The organism is Kocuria atrinae (assembly GCF_039531425.1).
GTDB lineage: Bacteria > Actinomycetota > Actinomycetes > Actinomycetales > Micrococcaceae > Kocuria > Kocuria atrinae.
In genome coordinates this window covers 219,011-230,350 of record NZ_BAAAQA010000004.1, presented here as the reverse complement: position 1 = coordinate 230,350, position 11,340 = coordinate 219,011, and the positions used below count along the sequence as shown (strand labels likewise).

Genomic DNA, 11,340 nt, shown 5'->3' with positions numbered 1-11,340 from the left:
TGCCGGGGCGGCGTCGTTGGCGAACCCGTCGTGGAGACGGGACAGGCCGCAGAAGGTTAGCTCAGGTGCAGCTCGGGCGAAACGAACTTCTTACCCACGTGACCCTCCGTGCCCAGGACCCATCCCATGCGCTTGATGGGCCGCAGGGACACCACCGTCTCCTGGGTCTCGATGCCGGACACCGCGGACTGGATGGCCCGTTCGGCCTCGAGGATCTCCCCCACCGAGCCCAACCACATGACGACCATCAGGTTCGCACGCCCGGTGATGGACGTGACCACGCGGGTACGAGGGTCGTGCGAGAGCGCTTCCGCCGCCGTTTCGTGCAGATTCGCGTCCAGGCGCGTGAACCACTGCGCCGTGATGGGCGATGCGGAGACCCGCTGGATCAAATCGCACCGGATGGACAACATCCCAGAAGCGAGCACCTTGTGCAGATACCGGCGGGCGGTGGCCGGGTGCAGGCCGGTGGTGCGAGCGATTTCCGCCGCGCTAGCGCGACCGTCGAGCATGAGCGCTTCGATCACGGGACGCTGATCCTCGCCCAGCGGCGTGCTGCTCACGGGCAGAGACTCCTGCTCAGCCTTCACCCAGGCCTGCGCGGCGGCCCGCTGCTCATCGCTGAGCCTGTCCAGACGCCACTTGTCACCGGCACGGTGGAGCTTGGTGGAGATCATGTTGTGGATCTTCACGATGCCCTGAACGCGGGAGATTTTCTCCTCGATGATGCGCGAGAGCGACTGCAGATCCCGACTGACCACGGTGAGACCGAGGTCCGGTTCTCGGCAGAAAGCCTCAACCGAAAGCACCTCCGGCATGGCCACGAGCTCTTTGACCACGTGGTCCCACTGCTGGGCGTCGCAGGAGATCTCCTGGAAAGACAACAGATTGCGGGGATCGTTGAGATTGACCTGGGCCGTGATCCAGGCTGCGCCGGAGCTGCGCAGTTTCTCCCAGCGTCCGGCCAGGGTGGTGGGGTGTGCGTCCAGAATCTCGGCGGCTTCACCCCAGGTGATTCTGGGTGCCCACTGCAGCAGGCTGATGAGCTCCAAGTCCTGGTCGGACAGCTCAGTCTTGGACTGGCCGTTGCTTGCCATGGATCTCCCTTAGATGTGTGTGGTGGCCGATACATGATTCTACAAAGTCAGGGTGATGACCCTGGGTCTGTGGTTTCAGACGCTGGGGCAATAATTTGAAACAAAATCGCGGCATGTGCCCGTGAACTGAAAAAAATCTTACACAGGTCTTGGTAATCTGGAACGCATCGTGCACAATTGCCTATACGAGCTGTAGCACCCGCCACTTTCTACTTCTTTCGCGGCGCCCCTCACGAGGCATCGCTCCACCGATTCAGGATGCACGTTATGGCTACTTCAACTGCCACCCCTTACTCGGAGACCAATCCGGGCGGCATTGCCGTCTCTTCCAGGAAAACCCTCATCAACACGGGCATTGGCAACGCCCTGGAGTGATACGACTGGAGTAATTACGCGACATTCTCCATTTACTTTGCTCGCGAGATCTTCAACCCGTCGGATCCCGTGGCCTCCATCCTGGGCGCCATGGCCATCTTTGCCGTGGGCTTCATTTTCCGCCCGATCGGCGGTTTGTTCTTCGGTTGGATGGCCGACCGCGTGGGTCGTAAGGCTGTACTGCTGACCACGGTCGGAGGTATCGCACTGGGCGCGCTGATGATCGGCGTGACACCCACCTTCGAGACCGCGGGCGTGTTCGCCGCCATCATGCTGCTGGCCGCACGCCTGATTCAGGGTCCGGCCTACGGTGGCGAAATGCCCACCGCTCAGACCTACCTGGCGGAGATGGCTCCCCCGGAGCGCCGCGGCCTCTGGTCCTCCATGATCTACGTGTCCGGCACCATTGGCGCGTGCCTGGGTATTTTCATGGGCGTCATCATGAACCTGTTCCTCTCCCCCCGAGTAGATGAGCGAGTGGGGCTGGCGCGTTCCGTTCTTCATCGGCGCCCTGGGTGGCCTGTGGGCCCTGGTCGGCCGTTCACAACTGCACGAGTCCGAAACCTTCAAGTCCAACAAGGCCAAGCGCCCCTCGATCTGGCCCGAGTTCCGCCGCAACTGGAAGTCCGCATTCCGCGTGATCGGCCTGACCATTGGCGGCACCGTGTGCTACTACGTGTGGTCCGTGTCCGCGGTTCAGCAGGCCGTGGTGGTCCACGGCATGCCCCAGGCCACCGCGCTCAACGCGAGCCTCTTGGCCAACGTGGTACTCATCATCTCCCTGCCGTTCTGGGGCAAGTTCTCCGACCGATTCGGTCGCCGCCCCGCACTGATCATCGGCAACGTTGTTCCGCTGCTGCCGTTCTTCCCCATGAACGCCATGGTGGGTCAGACCTTCGTGTCCCTGGTCTTCCCCGCCGCACTCATCCTGCTCTTCATGGGCGCCACCCTGGCCAACACTCCGGCCGTATTCGCGGAGTTGTTCCCCACCAGCGTGCGCACCGTGGGCGTGGCCTTCCCGTACGCGGTGGCCGTGGCCATCTTCGGTGGCACCGCACCCTACCTGCAGAACTGGATCAGCACCCAGTACTCCGTGAGCGCCTTCTCGGTGTACGTGTGCCTGCTGCTACTCGTGTCATCGGTGGTCGCATTCTTCCTTCCCGAGACCAAGGGCAAGGACCTGCGCCACTAAAGCTTTCCCCAGAACGACGCCGCCCCCGCACCTTTTCCAGGTGCGGGGGCGGCTTTCGTCTGTCTACCGTTCGAGAACGGTCAACCCTGCCTTACTTCTTGGCGGGGGTGTGCAGCAGCTTCTTGTTGGCGAACTCTTCGATACCGAAGGGGCCCAGCTCACGGCCCACACCGGAACGCTTGACGCCACCGAAGGGCAGGTCCGGAGCGGTGCCGGTCACCTCGTTGACGAACACCATGCCGGAGTCAACGCGCTTGGCGATCTCCAGAGCGGCGGCCTCGTCCGCGCCGAACACGGAACCACCCAGGCCGAAGGGCGAGGAGTTGGCGAGTTCGATCGCTTCGTCAGCGTCCTTGACCTTGTAGACCACGGCCACCGGGCCGAAGATCTCCTCGGCGTAGGCACGCATCTCGGGGGTCACGTCAGCGAGGACGGTAGCTTCCATCCATGCGCCGTCGCGCTCGATCTTCTTACCACCGGCCAGCACGGACGCGCCCTTGTCGATGGCGTCCTGGACCTGCTCCATGATCTCGTCACGAGCACCCACGGTGCTGATCGGGCCCAGGAAGGTCTTGTCGTCCGAGGGGTCACCGGGCTCGATGCCCTGGACAGCCTGCGCGAACTTGTCCACGAAGGACTCGTAGGCGTCTTCCAGAACGATGAAGCGCTTGGCGTTGGTGCACGCCTGGCCGTTGTTGGACATACGACCCATCACGGCGTTCTTCACGGTGCGTTCCACGTTCTGGTCGTCCAGAACGATGAAGGGGTCGGAACCGCCGAGCTCCAGAACGACCTTCTTGAGGTTCTTACCAGCGGTGGCGGCCACGGAGGCACCTGCGCGCTCGGAACCGGTCAGGGACACACCCTGCACAGCCGGATCCGGGATCACGATGTCAGCGATCTGGTCGTTGGAAGCGAAGATGTTGATGTAAACATCCTTGGGGAAGCCCGCCTCGTGGAAGAGCTCCTCCTGCACCACGGCAGACTGCGGAACGTTACCGGCGTGCTTCAGCAGGATGGTGTTACCCAGCATCACGTTGGGTGCTGCGAAACGAGCCACCTGGTAGTACGGGAAGTTCCAGGGCATGATGCCCAGCAGGGAACCGGTGGAATCCAGGACCACGCGAGCTTCGCCACCCGTGGACGGTTCCAGGGTGCGGCCTTCCATGAAGCCTTCTGCGTTGTCCGCGTAGTAGTCGTAGATACCCGCAACGATCATGACCTCGCCGATGGCCTGAGCCTTGGGCTTGCCCATCTCGTCGGTCAGGATCTTTGCGAGCTCTTCCTTGCGCTCGCGGTACAGCTCAGCCATCTTGTGCATGAGCTGGGCGCGCTCCGAAACGGGAGTGTTGCGCCAAGACTTGTAGGCCTCACCGGAACGCTTCACTGCGTCCTTGATCTCTTGATCCGTTGCGGTGGGGAACTCTTTTACGGTTTCGCCTGTGGCGGGATTAACTGTTGCGTAAGCCATACCCCTAGGTTATGCCTCACTCAGGGTTTGGCGAACAGCGTTCACCGAGGGCGAGAGTCCTCCTTCTGTGTTGCATCGGGCCCCACGGGGCTTGATATCGCAAATTTCTTATATAAGGATGGTCTTATGACAACCGAGGCTACGGGGCCGCTGTCCCCCTATCTGGATGTGGCTCGTCTGTTCGGCGCGCTGGCCAACCCGGCTCGCTGCGCCATCGTGGAGCGACTCACCGTGGAGCCCCGGTTCGTCGGAGAGCTGTCACAGGAGTTGGGTCTGTCCCAACCCCTGGTCTCGCAACATCTCAAGGTGTTGCGAGAGGCCCACCTCGTGGAAGGTTTCCGCGACGGCCGAGTCACGCGCTACCGCTTGATCGACGAGCACGTAGCGCACGTCTTCCTGGACGCCCATCAACACACCAAGGAGCACCACAATGAGCGCTGCAACCACTGAGACCACCTGCGCCTGCGAGAAGTGCGGCCCCAACTGCACGTGCGAAACCTGCACCTGTGAGAACTGCACATGCGAGAAGTGCAACCACGCCGCCTGATCGCAAGACCATCTAGCCTCTTCGCTTTAGCGGGCACCGCCCGCTAGCGAGTACAGCGGGGACCTTGCCCTTAAGGGCGGGGTCCCCGCTGTCATGCACTCCTTCTACGGCGAGTCCCGCGCATGCACATTGCGTGGGGTTCCCCACGCGTATCCACCCCGCATGAGGTGCCGCCGGCGCCTTAAGTGACGCTTCTGGTTCCGCCGGAACCCTCGCGGCGATCCCAAGAGGTTCCCACGAAACACCACGTGCGCCGGGAGGATCCAACGAAACCTGGGGCGCGGCGTCGTCGGCGGGAAGCAACCTTGCAAAGGTGGGCAACGCGCAATGGAGCGGCGAAAAGCCCAATTGAGTCCTTCGAGCGACATAATAAGGACATCAATTCGCATTACTTGCTCGATAGGACGTGCCCATGACTCACACAGACCAACGGGGATTCAAGAAAGTCCTTGGCCGGATAGATGCCATTGCACTCGGGGTGGGCGCGATGATCGGCTTCGGCTGGGTCGTGCTCACCGGCGGCTGGCTGGATGACGCCGGAACCATGGGCGCCGCGCTGGCCATGCTCGCCGGTGGCATCATCATGACGGTTGTGGGTCTGGTCTACGGCGAGCTCGTGGCCGCCATGCCCGCAGCGGGCGGTGAGCACAACTACTTGCTGCGCGGCATGGGTGCGCGCTGGGCCTTTATCGGCTCGTGGGGCATTACGGTCGGCTACATCACCATCGTGGCGTTCGAGGCCGTGGCCGTACCGCGAACCGTGCAGTACATTTTCCCGGGGTTGAGCCAAATTCCTCTGTGGACCATTGCCGGCTTCGAAGTGAATCTCACGTGGGCGCTGGTCGGCTCGCTCTCCGCAGTGATCATCACCTGGATCAACATCCGAGGGGTGAAGCAGGCTTCAACCGTGCAGATTTTCGTGATTCTGTTCCTGGCCATTGTGGGCCTGTTCATGATCTTCGGGGCCTTCAGCGGCGGGTCGGAACAGAACATGGAACCCTTCTTCTCCAACGGGATGGCTGGATTCTTCACCGTGCTCGTGGTGGTGCCGTTCCTGTTCGTCGGTTTCGATGTAATCCCTCAGGTCTCCGAGGAGATGAACCTCTCGCCCAAGAAGCTCGGCGGAACCATCGTGATCGCCGTCCTGCTGGCCACCGTTTGGTACGGAATGGTGATTCTCACCACATCGGCTTCGCTGCCGGTAGCCGAGTTGGCCGTGGCCGACATCGCCGTGGCGGACGCGGTGGGAGCCGTGTTCAACTCCCAGGCCATGGCCAACCTGCTTCTCGCCGGCGGTCTGGCCGGCATTCTGACATCCTGGAACTCCCTGCTCATGGGCGCTTCCCGGTTGCTTTGGGCCCTGGGGAATTCCCGCATGCTGCCGCGCTGGTTCGGCAAGATCCACCCCAAGTACGGCACACCCATCAACGCACTGCTCTTTGTGGGCGCACTGTCCTTCATCGCGCCGTTCTTCGGCGAGGAAATGCTGGGTTGGCTAGTTGATTCAGGCTCACCCTCCATTGTGATTGCGTACCTGCTGGTTTCCGTGGTGTTCGTGATCCTCCGTAAGCGCGAACCCTCGATGGAACGCCCGTACCGAATCGGCGGCCGCAAGAACGGCGGAGTTGTCATCGGAATCCTGTCGATCGTCCTGTGTGCCGGATTGGCCATCCTGTACATCCCGGGCATGCCGGCCAGCCTCGGTGTAGCCCCCTATGTCATCTTCGGTTTGTGGTGGCTGCTCGGACTGATCTTCCTGCTGCGCATCCCCCGAGGCATTGAACCGGGAGAAGACGCGGAACCCCGACTGGTGGCTGCCGTGGAAGCCCGCAAGAAATAAGGGATGCCCGGACTTGCGCCGGGGCATAACATGGACTCAGGGGCATTGCGCCCAAGCACCTTCAGCTGCACAATTTCTAGGATGAAGTTGTGAGAGAGGCACGATATGACTAACCAAGAGAAAATTTCTGCACTTCTTGAAGCCACTCCCAAGGGTCTGCTGATCAACGGAGAATGGCGCGATGCCTCCGACGGCGGCACCTTTGACGTCGAGAACCCCGCCACCGGTGAAGTCCTGGCCACTCTGGCCTCGGCCACCGAAGAAGATTCCCGCGCTGCCATGGATGCCGCGGCGAACGCTCAGGAGTCCTGGGCACGCACCTCCACCCGCGAGCGCTCGGACATTCTGATGCGCGCGTACAACCTGGTGAAGGAACACACCGACGAGCTCGCGACCCTGATGACCCTGGAAATGGGTAAGCCGCTCAAGGAATCGCAGGGTGAAGTTGCCTACGGCAACCAGTTCATGCGCTGGTTCTCGGAGGAAGCACCCCGCCACTACGGCCGCTACGCGGACACCCCCGAGGGCAACCTCAAGATGATCGTGACCCACAAGCCGGTTGGCCCGTGCCTGTTGATCACCCCGTGGAACTTCCCGCTGGCAATGGCAACCCGCAAGGTTGCTCCCGCCGTGGCCGCAGGCTGCACCATGATCCTCAAGCCTGCGCGCCTCACCCCGCTGACCTCGCAGTACTTTGCCAAGTTGATGATCGAGGCGGGTATCCCCGCCGGTGTTCTCAACGTGGTGTGCTCGGCCTCCGCCTCCAAGGTTTCCGGCCCCATCATGGACGACCCGCGCCTGCGCAAGGTCTCCTTCACCGGTTCCACTCCCGTGGGCAAGCAGCTCATGAAGACCGCTGCGGACCGCGTGCTGCGTACCTCCATGGAACTGGGCGGCAACGGCCCGTTCATCGTGTTCGAGGACGCAGACCTGGACAAGGCTGTCGAGGGCGCCATGGCCGCCAAGATGCGCAACATGGGCGAGGCCTGCACTGCGGCCAACCGCTTCCTGGTGCACGAGTCCGTGGCTGAGGAGTTCTCCAAGAAGTTCGGTGAGAAGCTCGGCGCGCTCAAGACCGGTAACGGCATGGACGAGGGCACCGATGTGGGCCCGCTGGTCGAGAAGAAGGCCCGCGACGGCGTCGTCGAGCTTGTGGAAGACGCCAAGGAAAAGGGCGCGACCATCAGCGTGGGCGGCAAGGCTGTGGACGGCAACGGTTACTTCTTCGAGCCGACCCTGATCACCGGCGTGACCGAGGACTGCCGCGTGTTCACGGAAGAGATCTTCGGCCCCGTGGCTCCGGTCATCACCTTCAAGGACGAGGACGACGCCGTGCGTCTGGCCAACTCCACCGAGTACGGCTTGGCCTCCTACGTGTACACCAATGACATCTCGCGTGCGCTGCGCATCGGCGACCGCATCGAGTATGGCCTGTTGGGCATGAACGTCGGCGTGATCTCGAACGCCGCCGCTCCGTTCGGTGGCGTCAAGGAGTCCGGCCTGGGCCGTGAGGGCGGCGCCGAGGGCATTGCCGAGTACACCACCACTCAGTACATGGGCCTGCCCTCCCCCTGGGCCTAATCCACACCTAATTTTTCACCCTTCCAAAGGACAATCAGACAACTATGGCTGAAATCGAATACACGCTTGAGCAGAAGCGTGACCTGAAGACCAGCATCCCGGGCCCCAAGTCCGTTGAGCTGGCAGAGCGCCGCAGTAACGCGGTCGCTTCCGGTGTGGCGTCCTCCGTGCCCGTGTACGCGGACAAGCTGGACGGCGGCGTGATCCTGGATGCCGACGGCAACCAGCTGATCGACCTGGGCTCCGGCATCGCCGTGACCTCCGTGGGCGCATCCGCTCCCAAGGTCGTGGAGAAGGTCAAGGAAGCCGTGGAGAAGTTCACCCACACGTGCTTCATGGTCACCCCGTACGAGGGCTACGTGGCGGTTGGCGAGAAGATCGCCGAGCTGACCCCGGGTTCCTTCGACAAGCGTGCGGCCCTGTTCAACTCGGGTTCCGAGGCAGTGGAGAACGCGGTCAAGATCGCTCGCACCTACACCAAGCGCAGCGCAGTGGTCGTCTTCGATCACGCGTACCACGGCCGCACCAACCTGACGCTGGCCATGACCTCCAAGGTCATGCCCTACAAGCAGGGTTTCGGTCCGTTCGCTTCTGACGTGTACCGCGTTCCCATGTCCTACCCGTTCCGTGATGCTGACGGCATGACCGGTCAGGAAGCCGCCGAGCGCGCGCTGCTCCTGATCGAGAAGCAGGTCGGTGCAGAGAACGTTGCCGCAGTGGTCATCGAGCCCATTCAGGGCGAGGGTGGCTTCATCGTCCCCGCCGAGGGCTTCCTGCCCACGCTGACCAAGTGGTGCCAGGACAACGGCGCTGTGTTCGTGGCTGACGAGGTCCAGGCCGGCATCGCTCGCACCGGCAAGTGGTTCTCCTCCGAGTGGGAGGGCATCGAGCCCGACCTGGTGACCTTCGCCAAGGGCATCGCCGGCGGTATGCCGCTGTCCGGTGTGGTGGGCCGTGCGGAGATCATGAACTCCGTGCACGGCGGCGGCCTGGGTGGCACCTACGGCGGTAACCCCGTCGCCTGTGCAGCAGCCCTGGGCGCCATTGAGACCATCGAAGAGTGGGGCCTCAACGAGCGCGCCTTGGAGATCGAGAAGATCATCAAGGAAGAGCTGGGCGACCTGGCCGAGTCCTCCCCCATCGTGGGCGAGCTGCGCGGTCGCGGCGCCATGATGGCGCTCGAATTCGTGGAGCCGGGTTCCAAGAAGCCCAACGCTGACGCTGCCAAGCAGATTGCCGCTAAGTGCCTCGAGCAGGGTGTTGTCATCCTGACCTGCGGTACCTTCGGCAACAACGTGCGTTTGCTGCCGCCGCTGGTCATCGACTTCGACCTGCTGCGCGACGGCCTGCGCGTGTTCGCCAAGGCCATTGAAGAGGCTGGCGCCTGATCTGAACTGAGCACGTAGCGCTTTTCGACGGGCGGTCACCGGTTTCCGGTGGCCGCCCGTTCGCATTTCTGGGTTTCTGCGTTTCTTGCGTTCCTGCGTTCCTGGCCAACCTTGACGCTACCGCGGACGACGACGCCGCTCCGCCACCTGTCGTGGCCGAGCCTTCCACTCCGCCAACCTGGGCCGTCGCGGGTCCGAAGGTTTGGGGTGCCTTATCCCCTGTTTTCGGCCGGAAATGCGGGATAGGGAACCTTAAACCCTCACGGTCGATGTGGGATGGTGGGACCAACCTGCCGTTTACCACTTCATCCCGGAACCCGGAGGACCATTGTGGAGCACTATCCGTCACTCACCGAGACTGTTCTGGCACTGCGCAACGGTCAGGTCACCAGCGAGGACACGGTGAAATCCTCGCTCGACCGCATCGAAGAGCTCAATGACACCTTGGGCGCGTTCATTCACGTGGATCGTGAAGTTGCCATGAAGTGGGCCCGGGAGGCGGACGAACAACTGGCCGAGGCGGCGTCGGACCCGTCCGCTCAAGCAGAATTGCCAGCGCTGCTGGGTGTACCCACGGCACTGAAGGACGGCCACGAGGTCGCGGGGATGCCCACGACCTTCGGAACCCTGATCAACCAGGACGAGGACGGCGAGTTCCCGATCGCTGCCGACTCTGACCCTCTCGCGCGGACCCTCGAGACAGCGGGCGCCATCATGCTCGGCAAGACGCAAGTCCCGGAGTTCCTGCTCAATTGTTATTCCGAGAACAGAATATTTCCGCCGGCGCGCAATCCCCATTCGCCGGAACACAGCCCTGGGGGCTCCTCTGGTGGCCAGGCTGCGGCTGTGGCCTCCGGGATGCTGGCGGGGGCGATCGGTTCGGACGGCGGCGGTTCGGTGCGAATTCCTGCCGCGGCGTGCGGATTGATCGGGCTCAAACCGAACCGTGGACGAGTCCCGAGCAGCGATGCGCTGAACAACGTGGGGCAGTTGAGCGTCAACGGCCCCATCACGCGCACCGCCTTGGACGCCGCCCTACTCATGGATGTGCTGTGCTCCACCCCGGGCCACACCGCCATCGATCGGCCGGTGAAAGCAGTGCCGGAACGGTCGTTCACATCCGTGGTGAGCCGCGCGCTGGCCGGGGATGCACCATGGGGAGATCGTCCGTTACGGATTGGCGTGAGTACGGCATCCCCGTTCGAGGGCAGCTACGACATCTCTGTCTCCCCCGAAGCAGAGCTCGCTCTGTCCGAGGGCGTCCGCCAGTTGCAGTCGCTGGGCCACGAAGTTGAAGAAGCCCAGATCAACTACCTGCCCGGTTACGCGGAGAACTTCTTCAAACTGTGGACGACCGCCGTGGGTCAGATCCCCTTGGCCGACGGGCAAGACTCGCACCTGACCGGCCTGGCGCGGCACTTCCGAGAAGCCGCGTTGAACCGCTCGGCCGTGGAGCTGGCGGACGCCGTGAGCGCGATCCGCGTGTTCGAGGCCGACACCATCGCCCAATATGCCCGGTACGACATGATTCTCACGCCAGCTCTAGCGATGCCCCCGCGGCCCATTGGTTGGTACTTCGAGGGCTACGACATGGCCGATCCTCGCAGCGCAGAACGCGACTACGAGCGGCAGTGCCAGTACACCCCCTACACCTCGTTCATCAACGTGGTGGGGCTACCGGCCATCACTGTTCCCACCGTGTGGACGCAGCCGGAATCCGGTGACTACCCCGGCAAGGTGCCCATGGGGGTGCAACTGGTGGGAGCGGCGTCGTCCGAGGCGTGGCTGCTCTCCCTGGCCGCGCAGCTGAACCCGCCCACGGACCCGCGGGCCGCGTGAGTGCAATCGA

At 63.0% G+C, this 11,340-nt stretch carries 8 protein-coding genes and 1 pseudogene; 7 read left to right on the top strand and 2 right to left on the bottom strand.

Annotated elements, in window-relative coordinates:
* Positions 1-56: 56 nt before the first annotated feature.
* A complete protein-coding gene (locus ABD283_RS04010) occupies positions 57-1,097 on the bottom strand; it encodes an Lrp/AsnC family transcriptional regulator (protein WP_095797681.1) in 1,041 nt (346 codons plus the stop codon).
* A 444-nt stretch (positions 1,098-1,541) separates the two neighbouring features.
* Between ABD283_RS04010 and ABD283_RS04005 the strand changes: the two are divergent.
* Positions 1,542-1,865 (top strand): annotated as a pseudogene (locus ABD283_RS04005) (MFS transporter); the annotation flags it as partial.
* Between the two features lie 76 nt (positions 1,866-1,941).
* Complete coding sequence (locus tag ABD283_RS04000) at positions 1,942-2,664, top strand: MFS transporter (RefSeq protein WP_315278882.1); 723 nt, start codon at positions 1,942-1,944, stop codon at positions 2,662-2,664.
* Positions 2,665-2,755: 91 nt separating this feature from the next.
* Here ABD283_RS04000 and ABD283_RS03995 read toward each other — a convergent pair whose 3' ends face one another.
* Positions 2,756-4,135 carry an NAD-dependent succinate-semialdehyde dehydrogenase gene (locus ABD283_RS03995; RefSeq protein ID WP_095797680.1) on the bottom strand — a complete coding sequence of 460 codons (1,380 nt, stop codon included), beginning with the start codon at positions 4,133-4,135 and terminating at the stop codon, positions 2,756-2,758.
* Between the two features lie 126 nt (positions 4,136-4,261).
* Here ABD283_RS03995 and ABD283_RS03990 point away from each other — a divergent pair, with 126 nt between their 5' ends.
* The 5 genes from ABD283_RS03990 (at position 4,262) to ABD283_RS03970 (ending at position 11,330) form a co-directional block, all read left to right on the top strand.
* Complete coding sequence (locus ABD283_RS03990) at positions 4,262-4,585, top strand: ArsR/SmtB family transcription factor (protein ID WP_016996806.1); 324 nt, start codon at positions 4,262-4,264, stop codon at positions 4,583-4,585.
* 509 nt (positions 4,586-5,094) lie between these two features.
* Complete coding sequence (locus tag ABD283_RS03985; RefSeq protein ID WP_344223710.1) at positions 5,095-6,522, top strand: APC family permease; 1,428 nt, start codon at positions 5,095-5,097, stop codon at positions 6,520-6,522.
* Between the two features lie 105 nt (positions 6,523-6,627).
* Positions 6,628-8,103 (top strand): NAD-dependent succinate-semialdehyde dehydrogenase, encoded by a 1,476-nt coding sequence (locus ABD283_RS03980; protein WP_315278892.1) that lies wholly within the window; start codon positions 6,628-6,630, stop codon positions 8,101-8,103.
* A gap of 44 nt (positions 8,104-8,147) precedes the next feature.
* Positions 8,148-9,491: a 4-aminobutyrate--2-oxoglutarate transaminase gene (gabT, locus tag ABD283_RS03975; protein WP_315278894.1), complete on the top strand. Its 1,344-nt coding sequence runs from the start codon at positions 8,148-8,150 to the stop codon at positions 9,489-9,491.
* Between the two features lie 330 nt (positions 9,492-9,821).
* Positions 9,822-11,330, top strand: a complete 1,509-nt coding sequence (locus tag ABD283_RS03970) for an amidase (RefSeq protein ID WP_344223708.1) — start codon at positions 9,822-9,824, stop codon at positions 11,328-11,330.
* The last annotated feature ends 10 nt before the right edge of the window (positions 11,331-11,340 follow it).

Bases quoted from the DNA above. Each gene is read 5' to 3' on its own strand.
- ABD283_RS03980 (WP_315278892.1), top strand. From the start codon at position 6,628: ATGACTAACCAAGAGAAAATTTCTGCACTTCTTGAAGCCACTCCCAAG.
- ABD283_RS04000 (WP_315278882.1), top strand. From the start codon at position 1,942: ATGAGCGAGTGGGGCTGGCGCGTTCCGTTCTTCATCGGCGCCCTGGGT.
- ABD283_RS03985 (WP_344223710.1), top strand. From the start codon at position 5,095: ATGACTCACACAGACCAACGGGGATTCAAGAAAGTCCTTGGCCGGATA.
- ABD283_RS03995 (WP_095797680.1), bottom strand. From the start codon at position 4,135: ATGGCTTACGCAACAGTTAATCCCGCCACAGGCGAAACCGTAAAAGAG.
- ABD283_RS04010 (WP_095797681.1), bottom strand. From the start codon at position 1,097: ATGGCAAGCAACGGCCAGTCCAAGACTGAGCTGTCCGACCAGGACTTG.
- gabT (WP_315278894.1), top strand. From the start codon at position 8,148: ATGGCTGAAATCGAATACACGCTTGAGCAGAAGCGTGACCTGAAGACC.
- ABD283_RS03990 (WP_016996806.1), top strand. From the start codon at position 4,262: ATGACAACCGAGGCTACGGGGCCGCTGTCCCCCTATCTGGATGTGGCT.